Origin of the sequence: Methanospirillum lacunae, from assembly GCF_003173355.1 — an archaeon.
GTDB classification, from domain to species: domain Archaea; phylum Halobacteriota; class Methanomicrobia; order Methanomicrobiales; family Methanospirillaceae; genus Methanospirillum; species Methanospirillum lacunae.
Genome location: NZ_QGMY01000002.1, coordinates 344398 through 360035 on the forward strand (window position 1 = coordinate 344398; position 15638 = coordinate 360035).

Here is a 15638-nt window from a genome sequence, read left to right on the forward strand (position 1 = left end):
GATCCATATTGGTGATAAAGATAGCCATTCGTCTATGTGGAATTGGCATCATCGGTTTGGAGATGATACTGGCCTCCCGGGATTCGGATTTCAAAACGGGCACCAACTCCGGGCACTCCGGTTTCAGTAATTAAACAGTCTGTGATGGAGAGGATCTCTCTGACAAGAAAGAGCCCAAGTCCTGTATTGTGTCCGTATCCTTTTTGGAAGATTTTTTCCTTGTCTTCGATGGCAATTCCTATTCCATCGTCTTCGATGATCCATTTCAGGGTTCCGCCATCGATAACATAATACGACCTGATGAAAGTGGTCTTCACACCATATCTGATAGTATTGTCAAACAGGTTGTACAGAACACGTTCAAGCATTGGATCTGCATATATTTTCACTCCATTGAGTTCATTGATAAAATTTAACGTAGTGGCTGGAATTTGATTTTTTACCTGTTCCATGAGTATTGAGAGATTGAACCACTTGGGTTCAAAAAGCCCGATATCCTGATATACAGAGGTGAATTCTATCTGCTGGTTAATCATCCAGGTCGCGGTTTTAATTTTTTCAAGATAAGTACTCTTGAACTCCTCTGAATCAATTTCATCTGCCAGGGAGAGATATCCGGTGAGTACTGAAAGCTGGTTCTTGATGTCATGTCTTGTGATACCTGAAAGGAGCTGGAGTTTCTGGTTTGCTCTATGGATTGATCGTACTGCTGTGGTCTGCTCATGTACATCATGAAGAGTAATCAGTTTGCCAATCAGAATTCCCCCATTATTTATCACCGGAATACATGTCATTTCAAAAAAACGTAAAAATCCATTCACTGGAAGTTCAATGGGGACCCCTGGGGTATTTGAACCTATAGTGCAGTTTTCAAGAACTTCCCTCGTAAATGGGAATACTGTAATGATTTTTTCACCCAGGTAGGATTTAACTCCGTCTGTCCGGTGTATAAGGGCAGCAGGATTTACATCGACAATGATATCCTTGGTGTCAATTACGATCAATGCATCTTTCAGGTTTTTTAAGAGCAGGTTGTGAGCCACCGGCTCCAGGTTTAAAAACTGGAAGAAGTAAGAAGAAATAAACAATCCAACTGCGGTAATAAAAAAGACGATTGGTGTGATATCTACACCTTTTACTGACCACATTCCTGAAACATACAGGATATTGAAGAAGAATGGGATCAGGCACACAATAAAAATTATAAGAAGTTGTTTTCGATAGATTGGACTTTTGAAAATAAGTTCAGACGCAAGAATTCCTATTCCGCTTAATATTAAGATATATGAATAAATTGTGTGAATCCAGAACAAGGGGCCGTGCTGATAGACCAGGTACGAAACCCCGTCGATTATTTCAGTGGTTATTGATGTGTAATATAACTGGTGAACCGGGTTTGTGATAACAGCTAACTCCACAATGGCTGGAATAATGAAGAACAACCAGATTTTTCTCCCCTGAATCCATTCATCCCTGCCTGTGTAGGTGAGGATGAAGAGAAACCAGGCAACCGGGACAAGCACAATTCCCAAGTATTCAAAGATGACAGCAGTATACCTGATACCTGGTTCCAGAAGTGCGTACTCAAAGATACTGCCAACCAGCCATATCGTCACCCCGAACATCAGGAAAATAAATGACCTTAATCCCGGGATATGAAGGTTCTTATAACTATAAACTCCTAGGGCTCCACACATTACAGCCGAAAAAATAAGTGGGACAACAAATGGGGAGTTTTGGAAAATCATGATTGGCCTGTCCCTCACATCCTGTGAAGTACTTGGAAATTGTACCCTAATTCAGGAGATTATATTGAAAAATATTGCTTTACATTTCTGCAAGTTATTTTACGATTTCTTAAATTGTAGGGCATCTTTTCTGTATTGCTTCAGATGAATACGATTTTTTAATTCATACTGAAAGTATGTCTTCTAAATTTTGATTTTGTTCTTGATCTTTATTTGATGCATTAAAACAGTATTAAAGTTTCCAGGGTCATGACCCTGTTTTTGTTTAAATAAGAACGTCTCAAACGAATGAGATAATAAACTAAAAAAAAGAGGGTTTGAATAAGATTATCCGTTAAGCCTGGATACTGATTCATTAATCCTTGTAGCAACTGTTGAGAGATCGCTGATAATCGTAGAGACCTGGTTGAGTGCAGCCGAAGTCTCTTCTGTTGCAGCAGACGATCCTACTGCTTCCTCGGCAGTCTCGGTTGTCATGTTCTTGACTTCTGTGACACTGGCAGTGATCTCTTCAACTGATGCTGCTTCTTCCTCTGAAAGACCAGCAACTTCAGTCATATTGCTTGAGATATCTTCTATCTGTTCAGCAATTGTGTGGAAGAACTTGATCGTGTCAGTTATCGCCACAGATCCTTTTGAAACTTCACTGGTTGCAAGGTTCATCGCAGTTGCGGCACGCTCTGATTGTTGCTGCAATGATCTGATAATCTTAGCGATATTTTCTGCAGAACCCTGGGATTCCTGTGCAAGGGTCTTGACTTCGTCTGCTACTACCGCAAAACCCATACCCGCTTCTCCGGCACGAGCTGCCTCGATTGCAGCATTGAGTGCCAGAAGGTTGGTCTGATCTGCTATATCACTTATTATAACGACTATCTTATTGATCTCATTCATCTGGCTGCGAATTTCTGATATAATCGTTCCGACATCATTGACAGCACCATTTATTGCCGTTATTCCATTCTCTGCTACTGCAGCCTGGGCAACTCCTCTTGATGATGTTTCGTTTGCCTGTTGAGATAGTCTGCTTACTGCCTCAACTTTAGAAGCGACGACTGTCACTGATGTTGAGAGTTCTTCCATAGCTATCAGAACCTGTTCTATAGCTTTGACACTACTCTCGGCATTTGAACTTACTACACCTGAACTCTGTGCTACTGATGCAGATCCTGCGGTGATCTCTTCGACACTTGCTGCTGCTTCTTCAGAAGAGGCTGTCAGATTTCCTATCTGAATTGAAATTTCTGATATAGCCTTTGAAAGTTCCTCTCCTATGGTGTTCAGTCCGGTTTTCAGAGCGATAAGATCTCCTTTTACTGAAACGTTTTCATCGAACCTTGCACTGAATTTTGCATGTGAATAGAGGTTTGATACCCTTAATGCTTCATTGAGAGGAGTGGTTATTGCGTCAAGCATATTGTTGATGCCCACAATGATATTCTGGTATGCACCAGAGAACTGGGAAGTATCACCTCGTTTCTGCAGTCTTCCTTCTTCTGCCTCTGTGATAAGAAATCCGACTTCATCAACTATTCCATTGATAGCAGATGTCAGTTGATTTAATGCCGGTCCTATCTCATCCTTGTCATCATGGGCAGCAACAGAGAGTGAAATGTCACCGGATGCAATCTGTTTCAGTCCTGAAACAACTACAAATTGCAGATCATCCGAAAAATTGTCCATTGCACCTGCAAGAACTCCGATTTCATCTTTCCGATCCAACCTGAGTCTGTTGCTTAAATGACCCAGACTCATCTCTTGCATTACATGAGCACCCTTTGAAAGTGGCACGGTAATGCTTCTGCCGATGATGGTTGCCAGAGATACTGCAAGAATAATTCCGATAAGGATGGCAAAAATAATTATCAGGATAATGCTTGATACCGTTTTAACTCCTTCTTCTTTTAACGATTTAGCCTGGTTATGATTAATTAAGACGAGTTTATCTACTGCTGCAGTGAATGCTTTCCTTTCGGTTACAAGATCTCCTGTTGTTAATGCAGCGACTGCAGCCTTGGTATCTCCAGTGTCAACGATTGTATTGAAATTAGCGAAAGCAGCTTTATAACCATTCCAGGATTTGACTGCATTATTATATATTGCACGTTCATCATCAGATGCCAGATACGCTTCGTATCCCGAGAGGTTCGCATCAATGGATTTCATGAGATCATCACTTTCGGCCCTGCTTGCCGCCAGGGTTTCAGGGATGAGAACAAATCCGGGTGGATTTCCACGAAGATGCCAGATATTAGTCTGCATTGAATCCAGCATTTCAGTAGGAACGAGTTGCTGACTGTACATCTGTTCAAGGTAATTATCAGTTGTTGTCACCCCAACATAGCCGGTAATTCCGACTAGGGCCATAATAATTACCACAGCAAGAAATGAACCTCCCAGTTTCCTGCCGATAGATATATCATCTAATTTTTTCATAAAAAACCCCCTCCGATTTAGGTTAAACATATTTCTTTGAGCTGTGGTGATATTTATTTCACGTGCTCTGTATCTTAAAAATAAAAAGTGGGTTATACTAAAAATTGAAAATGAATTAAATTTTATCTTGAAATAATTGTGCTTTTTTAAGGATGTTCTATATTGGTTTTTCTCCTGTCATTAGTATTTTTGGAACATATTGATTGAAAGTTGAATCGTATTAATAGTACTCTGGAAATATTTATAAAAACGGAGTCCTGTGAATTATTTGATGTAGATTCTTTTATAAAATGAATATTTATTAAAATTAGGTCTCAATTCTGTGTTTTTTCTCATTGAGATCGATGCACCTATATAGGAACAGTTTAATAATCGAGGAGATGAAATCCAAAGTTGCTCTGTTTTTTGTATTCTTACTATTTGTTTGTGTTTTGATCATTCCGGTCAATGTTTCAGCCGAAGATAAGGCTTACAACATTCTGAATATCAACTCCTATCATCTGGGATGGGGCTGGTCTGACAGAATCACAAATGCTATCAGAAGTGAGGTTGCAACCCGGCTTCCTGGATCTGAAGTGTATGTTGAGTATCTGAATACCCGGACGATCCCATTAAATGAGACCAGAATTGCTGATCTGCAATCATATATGAAACAAAAATATGCATCAAAGCACTTTGATGCTATTATTGTCTCTGATGATGATGCGTATCAGTATATATTGAAAAGCCGGGACTTGTTATTTCCTGGGACCCCGGTTGTCTTTTGCGGAGTGAATAACTTTGATGATTCACAGCTTAAGGGAATATCTGGGTTTACAGGGATTGTAGAAAAAGCCTCTTTTAAAGATAATATTGATTTGATCTTGAAAAACCATCCACAAGCCAAAACGATCTATATCATCAACGAGGAATGGACTTCTACAGGGAAAGCATTCAGGTCGCAACTGGATGCCATCCTTCCTGAGTATAAAAATAAAGCAGAATTTAAAATCCTGAATAATCTCACAGTTGATGAACTGACAGATCAGGTCTCTAAAATTCCGTCAACAGATGCTATTCTCCTGGTAAACTTTGCCAAAGATAAGAATGGTAAAGTTTTAACATATGAAGAAGATGCTGACCTGGTCCGCAGATATCGTAGTGCCCCGGTATATGGTGTTCTGGATTCCACTCTTGGGAATGGTGTTATTGGCGGAAAGATGAACAGTGGGACTCAACATGGTAACACAGCAACCGATATGGCAATCAGGATTCTGAAAGGAGAAAAACCAGAAAATATCCCGGTGATGAAAGAAAGCCCTAATGTTTATATGTTTGACAATGTTGAGATGCGTCGCTTTAATATTGAACCTGGTATGCTTCCGGCAGGAAGTACCATTGAAAACAGACCTTTCAACTTCTTAGAAGCATACTGGCTGTATATTGTCGTTACAATCGTAATCTTCGTTATTTTTATTATTTTTATCCTCTATCTCATGCGAAATATCAAGAAGATCAAGAAATCTGAAATGGAAGTAAAAGAATCATCAGAGAAGATATCTGGTCTGATAAACAAAACCGAGACACTTATTCAAAAAAGCCCTATAGCAATTGTTACCTACAACCCTGAATTGAAAACAGTAGCGGTTAATGATGTCTGGATACAGATATCGGGATATAAACGAGAAGAACTCCTTACGATGAGTTTAAAAGACTACATGATTGAAACACGTGATGGAGGGAGTGCCGAAGATGCCATACAAACCTCAACAATTCAAAGAGGAAAGGTCAGTATTAAAACTCCTCTAGGTGTCCGGCATCTTGATTTTTATTATATTCCGATAACAGATGGAAATAATATTGTTATCGAACTGGTTGGGATGTATGATGACTTTACAGATCAGAAAAACCTGGCACTTAGTTTAGAAAAGAGTATTGCTGAACTATCCACGAATCTGTCTGCTGTTGCACATAGTGATCTGACTTCTTCTGCACCCATTTTTGAAGGAGATCCTCTTGTCTCAATTAAGCGTGATCTGAATACATCTCTTGAGTCACTTCGAAATGCACTGACCAGTATCAATGCAAAGATGGAACTGCTTGATGCATCCTCCGGTCATGTGGCCGAAGGGGCATTGAATCTCACCGGGCTTGCTGCCCATGTTGCGAATATTAGTGATGAGACCTCAAAAACCGTATACCGTCAGGTCGATCAGCTCGGTAAAGTAACTGAGGATATCACTCATTTATCAGCATCTATTGAAGAAATTGCCGGGAGCTCAAGAGAGATTTGTGATGTTTCTGCAGGAGTTGCAAAAGCCGGGGAAGAAGCTGTCTCGCTTGGTCAGGATGCCAGTTCGAAAATGAAATCTGTAGAAGTGATATCCCGGCAGGCTGTCGAGGAGATGAAGGCATTTAATCAGGATATCCTTGAGATTTCCAGTATTTTAAAAATCATCACTGATATTTCAGAACAGACAAATCTGCTGGCATTAAATGCAGCAATTGAGGCAGCGAGAGCAGGTGAATCTGGTAGAGGTTTTGCTGTCGTTGCAGATGAAGTTAAAACACTTGCCGGAAGATCGCAGGAAGCAGCAGGAAATATTGATCAGTTGATCACAAAAATTACCCGTAACAGTGTTACCACAAGCACTGCAATGCAAAACGCATATAATGAAATTCTTATCGGTATTGAAAGCGTAAATCAGACATTAGCCTCATTAAATGTCATTGTATCAGATGTCAATGGAGTAATCAGTAGTATTTCAGATATCACGAGAACTACAGAAAACCAGGCTGATGTTACTAACCAGATCAATACTGAAATTCAACTCATCGACGATGCTATGAATCCAATTAAAAAGGCCATTGCAGATCTTTCTGATCTTGCGAAAGAGACAGATCAGGCAACAGGAAAGGTTGCTGATGAGGCTTCACTTATGAAGACAATGGTTGAGGAGACCCAGAAATTAATCCATGTGTTTAAAACCGGATAACATTCTCCTATTTTTGAAATGACATGATTTGATAACATTATCCTGATATGTTATATATCTTCATGGGATGGATGATGTTTTGAAAGATGATCAACTCTGGTAATGGATGAAATGAAAACATCCCGATAAAGGGCATAAATGGATCACTCGATGGCACTGGTCAAGGTTGGAAACAGAAACTTGGTTTTGTGTAGAAAGGAAAACAAACTACGTGTGTATTCTGGAACACCAGTCCGAGAAATTTTATGGTTAAACTAGAAATGAATCCATATCTTGATCATGAGTACTTAATTACCCGCATGGATAGGATGTATCAAGAACTCCAGATGTCTAAGTGTAGCGTACTTACTTTCCTTATATCTGCCCGAAATTTGGGTTTCATGATGTATGAACCGCATAAATAAAAAGGGTCACGTATGGTTCTTAAAAGGGGGAGATGGACCGATCCATTTTTCCTATTTGATTGTAACTAAAGACACACCAAAAATTGCTTGTTATTGAGTAATATGGTTCTGATTTTCTTAATAATGCTCCTAATAAAACCTCGGATTTGGCACTGTCTTCAATCAAGTTATAATACCCAAATTGATTCGATAGAACCTATGACGTTTGATTCCGTATCATACAGTGGAGCAGCTTTTATCCGTATTGTTTTTAATTCACCTTTTATTAGTATTGAGGACTTTTCTGCAGTTATCACGAGTCCTTTTCGATGAATATTATGATAATTATTTTTTATTACGATAGACTCAGCAAAAAGGTAATCGATCAGAAAGGGATTTTTTTTTTTGTAAATAATAAAAGAGCATTCATCTTTATGTTTTCCAATTATATCTGATGCATCAAAGCCGCTCAGTTCTTCGATAGCATAGTTCCATGCTATCACAATCCCTTTAGAATCAACAACAAATGTTGCATCCGGAGAAAAATTTATGATATCAAGGAGCACTTGATTCATCTCCCGCAAAGATATTTCAGTCTGTTTTCTGATTGTTATCTCTTTACGAAGAGCCAGAGTTCTCTCCCAAATTGTTGATTCGAGAGTATTTCGGTACTTATCCAATTCATCAAGGAAAAGTTTTCTATCTGTTATGTTTCTGTTTACACCAACGATTTCAGATGGATTTCCTAGATCATCACACATATATTGGGCTACAATCTCAGTCCATACATTGGAACCATTTTTATGTGAGAGCCTGATCTCTACCCTATCAATAAGAGGTTTTTTGGTCCTTCTCACAGTTTCAATATTTTCCTGGATCATGTTCAGAATATACGGACAATATTTAGGGTGAACAATTTCGGGGATTGTCTTTGTTAACATTTCATCCTGATGATATCCAAGGAATTGAAGAACTGAAGGACTGATATAGGTAAATTTACCATTTAAATTCATCACCCAGATAACATCCTGAACATTATCAGCAATCATTCGGTATTTTTTTTCACTTTCCTTAAGATCCTTTTCCATCTGCTGATGTTCAAGTGCGATACCAATAAAATATGAAATACCTTCAAAGAAACTGAGTATGTCATTTGAAAAAATATTTTTCCTTTTATCGAATAATTGAAGCAGACCAATAACTCCCCTTTGGGATGTAATGGGAATAATGGCCAACGATTCATATTTGTCGTGGCTTTTCTGGTTCAGAATAGTATCCTGAAGATCAGGTCCCTTGAATGATATTATCAAATCATTCAACGAATTAATGTAAAAACTACCGCCGTTTGTAAAAAATGGATCCTCGATATCGGTTTCACCTCTACAAATACAGGCATACAACTCTGCTGCTATTCTCTCACCCAAAACCGATTTGAGATATTTATATGCTATCGTATTGGATGTGCCCTGATTGATATCTCCCAAAAAAAAGGGTAATTCTCTGGAATCGCTTAAAGGAGATCCATTATTTATTAATTCTATTTCTACTATTTCTACCAAAGAAGATTGCAGGATACTGAGCCGAATATTTTGTATAGCACTATTGCCCTCACTAAACCTGGAGTTTAGAATTTGGAGTACGGATATCATAAGTTCCTGACATTTCTGACCTATTTTTTGTGACGTGATATCTTCAGCGATAATGGCTATAGACATTGTGCCTGGTTTTAAGTAAAGACTGACAATCGATATTGAATACCAAAGCGATTTTTCATTCCATGTATATGGGATTTCTATACGGGATATTTTCTCAGGTGTAAACGATTTTAGACCTTCGAGAATCTCCCGGGAAGAAAAAAGATCAAGATTTAATGATTCCAACCGTACTCCTGCAATCTTTTGTTCTTCGATTCCGAGTTTTTTTTTGCTGAATGGTTAATGTATTCAATCCTGTGTTGGCAATTTATGATGAGGATAAGATCTGATGTAACATCTATCAATCCTAAAGCCGGAATAGAATTTATCAGATAATACTTTTTAGATCTGCCGATCTCGATTTTCCTGACTTGTCCTAATAGTTCTAGTATATCTAAATTCCTGGCAGTGGTGTGAGGATTCAGGTTACAGACTTCTGATATTTCTCTGATATTTAGCCCCTTTTTGTGTCCTGAAAGTGCATTCAGGATTGATTTGTGGATTGTGTCCATACCTTAGTTGGTTTTTATAAACCTTGTTAAATGTATGGAAATCAGCGCCGATACCCTCCTGCTAAAATAGGGGTACGGCCGATTGAAGGTTATCATGAGTATTGCGGGTGAGGTATGTATTCGAGTCTTTTGATAGAGAATGCGATTGACTTTAAAAAAATGGAATCTGGTTCATTTTTTTATTGTGATGGTTTTCTGGATCTGATCAACGTAAAATTCAGGATGGTTGTTTAAACAGGCGTTCAGATCCAGTTTTTGATAGATTATTGAATTTGTTAAATTAGATTTGGGATATATTTGGTGTAAAAATGATTAATTTTGACAATATCACGTTAAGTAAGAAATTGTACACTCTTGTAACGATTGGAATTATTGCTATTATTGTTGTCGGTTTGAGTGGGATGTATACGGCAAATCTCATCAATTCACAGTTAAATGAGATGTATGAGATAAAATACATTCATACAATGCAGGCAGAAGAAGCAAATTCAAATCTATTATATTTTGCAAATGGGGTTTCAGAGTACATACTTGAAGAAGATAAAACCAAGATGGACTCAATAAAAAACCAAAGCATCGATAAATCACTGGATTCCTTCAACAAAAAGATTTCAGAGTATGAAGCCATGAAGATGACTGATGAAGGAAAGGCTGCAATTCAGGAAATAAAGCAGACAATGCCCGAATATGTTCAGTCAATAGAGAAGGTTCTTGCATTAAGTTATGAAGGAAAGAATGATGAAGCCCGTACACTTCGTGCACAAGAAGCTGTGCCGAAACGGCAAGCGATTGAAAAGAAATTACAAAACCTCGTAGATATCAATAACCAATCTGCGTATCAGTTCTACAAAGATACTGATAGCCTGTATAATCAGATGCTGACATTATCAATAATCATTATCATTGTCAGTTTGGTGGCCCTTCTTGGCTTTGCATGGTTTATAATAAAGAATCTTACCCGTAGGTTTAACCTCCTCCTTAAAGGCATGGAATCTGTCGGATCCGGTGATCTGTCATACCGGATTAATATGATCGGTACCGATGAACTCAGTAAAGTTGGAAGTTCATTTGATTCTATGACAATAAATCTTGAAAACCAGAATCGGAAGATTAATGAAAATCTTGAAAAATCCAAAGCCACAAATGCTGCAATACTGGCAACTGCGGAGAAGATCAAAGATGGCAATCTGGATGTTCATCTTGATGCATCCCAATATGATGGTGAATTCAGGGTTATGGTACAGGGCACCAATGATCTGGTAGAGGCATTTGTCAACCCGAACCTGGAAGCAATGAGAATCGCCAATGAATTTGCGAGTGGAAATTTCTCGGTTAGATATGACGAAAAGGCAAATGTTAAGGGTGATTTCAAACGATTCAAAGATGCCCTTAATAATAGTGGTAAATCGGTATCTGATGCCATTTTTATAATTAAGCAACAGATGGCTGAACTTACAGCAAATGCTGAAGAAGCTAATGCAAGTTCAGAGGAGGTTGCTGCAAGTGTGAAATCAGTTTCTGATTCATCAATGAATGTAAGTGAAAATGCTGATAAATGCAACAATGGGGTAACACAGATCCTTAAGGCAATGGAAGATCTCAATACTACCGTAAACCAGGTTGCAATCAAGAGCGAACAGGTGAGTAAACTTACCAATGAAGCAGATAAATATTCAAAAGAAGGTGTCACTCTTGCCAGTATTGCTGAAAGGGGAATGGGTGGAATAACCACATCCACGAATGAAAGTAAGGAGATTATTGAAGATATCAGGGAACAGATGGAAGAGATTGGAAAAATTGTTGGCCTTATCCGGGACATTTCTGATCAGACAAGCCTTCTCGCTCTCAATGCTGCAATAGAAGCTGCACGGGCAGGGGAAGCAGGACTTGGGTTTGCTGTTGTGGCTGATGAGGTCAAATCACTTGCACAGGAGACCCAGACCTCTGCCGAAAACATTGCAACCATTATTGAGAATCTTCAGAAACGTTCTATTCAGGCATCGGATGCAATGGAAAAGACATCGAAGGATGTCGAAGACGGAGGAAAGGCACTTCAGGATACCCTGCAGGCTTTTACTCGGATTGTTGATCTCATTAGTAATATCAACCAGAATGTAACGGATGTTGCTGCAGCAACTGAAGAACAGGCTGCATCAGTTCAGGAGATTACTGCTAGTGTAACTGAGGTTGGTGGTCTTGTATCAGATACATCAAAAGAGGCTGACATGTCTGCCAATTCAACAAATGATGTTGCAGCAGCAGTAAATCAGATCTCTCAGGTGATAGGAAACCTGAATGGCATTGTCGAGAATGTACAGAACCAGGTGAATTTCTTTAAGATTTGACGGTGATTGTTGCATGCAGGAAAGTGTCATCACTAGTCAGAATGAATCTGGTTATCAAAGTTCGAACATTCATCAGGCAACAGGATCGAGAGACATCAAAGTAATTGAATTTATTATTGAGTCCCAACCTTTTGCAATCAATTTATTTGATACAAAAGAAGTTATAAATTGCCAGGAGATAACATTAATTCCAAATTCTCCTTCATATATCCGTGGAATCACTAATCTCCGGGGGGTTATTACTTCTGTAATTGATATCAAAAATTTATTATCAATTAATTCAGAGAAAACAGATCAGAAGAAAAAAGACAGAATTATCATTCTCGATCCCTCTATTTGTCAGAAACCAATTGGAATTCTGGTTGATGATGTTCGGTCAGTTCAGAATTATTCTCCACATGAGATCGATATTCATGAATCTTCTTCTGATCATTATCAGAAGGGTGTAATAAAGAGGTCATATCAGGATTTAATGGGGAAAGATATATCTGAATTGATACTTCTTCTGGATGTAAAAAAGATTGTACAGAATATTAATCTGGATTGGTAATATTATATTCATTAATTATCTTTTATGCTTAGACAATTTTATTGGAGATTAATTGTTTAAAATAATCTCATCACCGAAAAGTATGTGGAAGTCATTCTTTCTCGAATCGATATTTGAAGTCTGTCATTGAGGAAGTAATTCAAATTTTACACTGATCTAGTGGAGAAGAGAAGGATGCAACGAGTAGATAAAACCGTAGAAGCGGGTATGATATTTTCTTTCAATATTGGATACTATCTCTTTTAATTTTACAAATTGTTACATTACAGATTCTTTTTTTCATCGAACTTCTTATCAACTCATAGGTATCATTTGACGTAACGTGTAATGGTGGCATCTGCCAGATTCTGCAACCAGGATATCATAAAGCGGTGAGATAGACGATGGCAACAAACCAGAGTCGTAAAAATTGGTGTCAATCATGACTATCTTCGAAATTGACGATGTCAGGGGTCTTTCCAGTGAGCAGGTAACTGAGAAGATCAGAACTGAAGGATATAATGAACTCCCGGAAACAAAAAAACGTGGTATTCCCGGAATCATCCTCGAGGTTGTCAAAGAACCGATGTTCATCCTCCTGGTAGCAAGTGGGCTGATCTACTTCTTCCTCGGCGATATTACTGAAGGTATCATGCTGATGAGCTTCGTGGTTGTCATCATCGGGATCACGGTGTACCAGGAGCAGAAGACAGAAAAAGCCCTGGAAGCTTTACGAAACCTTTCAAGTCCACGTGCTCTGGTAATCAGAGACGGAGAACAGAAACGAATCGCAGGAAGGGAAGTGGTAACCGGTGATATTCTCATCCTTTCAGAAGGAGACCGGGTGCCTGCAGATGGTATTCTTCTTTCATCAAATCATATATCAGTGGATGAATCACTTCTGACCGGAGAATCAGTCCCGGTCAGAAAAATCCCCTGGACAGAAGGACAATCTGAACAGCATCCCGGAGGAGATGATTTGCCCTTCATTTATTCCGGTACTATGGTTGTTCAGGGGCAGGGTCTTGCGGAGGTCAAATCCACCGGTTCCCGGACAGAGATGGGCAAGATTGGCTCTGTTTTACAGACCGTCGACAGGGATGATACCAGGCTTAAAACAGAGATCTCCTGGATGGTCAAGACCATTGCAACTGTCGGGCTCTTTCTCTGCCTGATCATCGTGGTAGTGTATGGGTTTACACAGGGAGACTGGATATCAGGTCTTCTTGCCGGGATTACACTGGCTATGGCTATTCTCCCTGAAGAGTTCCCGGTTGTCCTTACAATATTTCTCGCTCTTGGTGCATGGAGAATATCACAAAAACAGGTATTGACACGCCATGTTCCGGCAATTGAAACCCTTGGTTCAGCCACCGTACTTTGTGTAGATAAAACCGGTACCCTCACCCTGAACAAAATGACAGTTCAGACCTTTTTTGCCGGTGGGGTGATCTGTGATCATGATCCAACCGGTGCAAATTCAGTTCCAGATATCTGTCATGAATTATCTGAGTACGCTATCCTTGCCTGCAAAAAAGATCCCTTTGATCCGATGGAGAAGGCACTCTTCCACCTGTCAGATGGCGATTTTGGGAAGACAGAACATATCCACACCGGCTGGAACCTGATTGTAGAATATCCCCTTTCAGCCGAACTCCTGGCTATGTCTAACGTCTGGAGATCCCCTGATGGAAATGAGTTCATTATTGCATCAAAAGGAGCACCCGAGGCAATAGCTGACCTCTGTCATCTTCCTGAACCTGACCGTGAAATGCTGGCCGAACATATCAACACGCTTGCATCCAAAGGACTTCGTATTCTTGGGGTTGCGAAAGCTTCGTTTGTTCTTCCTGAACTTCCTGAAATACAGCATGATTTTGAGTTTGAATTCCTGGGACTGATTGGATTCGCAGACCCGATCCGGCCTGGAATTCCTGAGGCCGTGGAAGAATGTCATTCAGCCGGAATACGGGTTATCATGATCACCGGAGACTATCCGTTGACTGCACGAAGCATTGCACAACAGATCGGTCTTCATCATGCTGATGAATGTATTACCGGATCAGAACTTGAACAGATACCGGAACCAGAATTAAAAGACAAAATCAGAACTGCCACCCTGTTTGCACGGGCTGTCCCTGAGCAAAAATTGCGGATTGTCAATGCCCTTAAAGCCAATCATGAAGTTGTTGCTATGACCGGTGACGGGGTAAACGACGCTCCTGCATTAAAATCTGCTGACATCGGTATCGCGATGGGAGGAAGGGGAACCGATGTCGCAAGGGAATCTTCGTCACTTGTTTTGCTTGACGACAACTTCACCTCGATTGTATCTGCGGTCAGGTTAGGAAGGAGAATCTATGATAATCTGAAGAAAGCCATGGCATATATCTTCTCCATTCATGTTCCAATTGCCGGAATGTCCCTCATACCTGTGCTTTTTAATCTCCCTCTCATTCTTATGCCAGTTCATATCGTCTTTCTTGAATTGATCATTGATCCAGCCTGTTCAATTGTGTTCGAATCTGAAAAAGAAGAATCAAATGTCATGAATCGTCCTCCTCGTCAGAAAGATGAACGACTTTTTACCAGGAAGACACTCTTTCTCAGTCTTCTCCAGGGGTTCGTAGTTCTTACAATTGTCTTTCTGGTGTATCTTTCTGCGATAAACAGGGGTCTTAATGAAGCAGAAGTGAGAACACTCACCTTTACAACGATTGTTATAGCTAATCTGCTCCTGATCCTGACAAATCGTTCATGGTCAGAGACGATGGTTCAGACAATCCAGACTCCGAACAAAGCGATGGGGTGGGTATTTGCCGGAACACTCATTGGTCTCACTCTGATTCTCATAATTCCTTCACTTCAGAATCTCTTCAGGTTTGCTCCGATATCTTTCGAAGAATTTATTACCTGTGTGCTTGCCGGAGTTGTGAGTGTCCTCTGGTTTGAGGTGTATAAGATCTGGAATTCACGGCAAAAGAGAAAAGAAGAAGCAGACCTCCTGATTCAGTAA

General features: G+C 39.6%; 8 protein-coding genes. 4 read left to right on the top strand and 4 right to left on the bottom strand.

Annotated features, from left to right (window positions below; genetic code table 11):
• Positions 1–32: 32 nt before the first annotated feature.
• Both DK846_RS02000 and DK846_RS02005 read right to left on the bottom strand, forming a co-directional pair.
• Positions 33–1748 (bottom strand): histidine kinase N-terminal 7TM domain-containing protein, encoded by a 1716-nt coding sequence (locus DK846_RS02000; RefSeq protein WP_109967239.1) that lies wholly within the window; start codon positions 1746–1748, stop codon positions 33–35.
• A gap of 327 nt (positions 1749–2075) precedes the next feature.
• Positions 2076–4184 (bottom strand): HAMP domain-containing methyl-accepting chemotaxis protein, encoded by a 2109-nt coding sequence (locus DK846_RS02005; RefSeq protein ID WP_181391574.1) that lies wholly within the window; start codon positions 4182–4184, stop codon positions 2076–2078.
• A 380-nt stretch (positions 4185–4564) separates the two neighbouring features.
• Between DK846_RS02005 and DK846_RS02010 the strand changes: the two genes are divergently transcribed.
• Positions 4565–7159 (top strand): ABC transporter substrate binding protein, encoded by a 2595-nt coding sequence (locus DK846_RS02010; protein ID WP_181391575.1) that lies wholly within the window; start codon positions 4565–4567, stop codon positions 7157–7159.
• Between the two features lie 571 nt (positions 7160–7730).
• Here DK846_RS02010 and DK846_RS18190 read toward each other — a convergent pair.
• Both DK846_RS18190 and DK846_RS18270 read right to left on the bottom strand, forming a co-directional pair.
• Positions 7731–9257: a PAS domain S-box protein gene (locus DK846_RS18190; RefSeq protein ID WP_342769646.1), complete on the bottom strand. Its 1527-nt coding sequence runs from the start codon at positions 9255–9257 to the stop codon at positions 7731–7733.
• 152 nt (positions 9258–9409) lie between these two features.
• Positions 9410–9748, bottom strand: coding sequence for a winged helix-turn-helix transcriptional regulator (locus DK846_RS18270; protein ID WP_109967243.1), 339 nt, complete (start codon positions 9746–9748; stop codon positions 9410–9412).
• Positions 9749–10056: 308 nt separating this feature from the next.
• Between DK846_RS18270 and DK846_RS02025 the strand changes: the two genes are divergently transcribed.
• The 3 genes from DK846_RS02025 (at position 10057) to DK846_RS02035 (ending at position 15638) form a co-directional block, all read left to right on the top strand.
• Positions 10057–12093 (top strand): HAMP domain-containing methyl-accepting chemotaxis protein, encoded by a 2037-nt coding sequence (locus tag DK846_RS02025; protein ID WP_109967244.1) that lies wholly within the window; start codon positions 10057–10059, stop codon positions 12091–12093.
• Positions 12094–12106: 13 nt separating this feature from the next.
• Positions 12107–12643, top strand: a complete 537-nt coding sequence (locus DK846_RS02030) for a chemotaxis protein CheW (RefSeq protein ID WP_109967245.1) — start codon at positions 12107–12109, stop codon at positions 12641–12643.
• Between the two features lie 421 nt (positions 12644–13064).
• Positions 13065–15638 carry a cation-translocating P-type ATPase gene (locus DK846_RS02035; RefSeq protein ID WP_109967246.1) on the top strand — a complete coding sequence of 858 codons (2574 nt, stop codon included), beginning with the start codon at positions 13065–13067 and terminating at the stop codon, positions 15636–15638.

What these genes read in the sequence shown, in the direction of transcription:
- DK846_RS02000 (WP_109967239.1), bottom strand. Translation starts at nt 1,748, where the DNA reads ATGATTTTCCAAAACTCCCCATTTGTTGTCCCACTTATTTTTTCGGCT.
- DK846_RS02005 (WP_181391574.1), bottom strand. Translation starts at nt 4,184, where the DNA reads ATGAAAAAATTAGATGATATATCTATCGGCAGGAAACTGGGAGGTTCA.
- DK846_RS02010 (WP_181391575.1), top strand. Translation starts at nt 4,565, where the DNA reads ATGAAATCCAAAGTTGCTCTGTTTTTTGTATTCTTACTATTTGTTTGT.
- DK846_RS18190 (WP_342769646.1), bottom strand. Translation starts at nt 9,257, where the DNA reads ATGTCTATAGCCATTATCGCTGAAGATATCACGTCACAAAAAATAGGT.
- DK846_RS18270 (WP_109967243.1), bottom strand. Translation starts at nt 9,748, where the DNA reads ATGGACACAATCCACAAATCAATCCTGAATGCACTTTCAGGACACAAA.
- DK846_RS02025 (WP_109967244.1), top strand. Translation starts at nt 10,057, where the DNA reads ATGATTAATTTTGACAATATCACGTTAAGTAAGAAATTGTACACTCTT.
- DK846_RS02030 (WP_109967245.1), top strand. Translation starts at nt 12,107, where the DNA reads ATGCAGGAAAGTGTCATCACTAGTCAGAATGAATCTGGTTATCAAAGT.
- DK846_RS02035 (WP_109967246.1), top strand. Translation starts at nt 13,065, where the DNA reads ATGACTATCTTCGAAATTGACGATGTCAGGGGTCTTTCCAGTGAGCAG.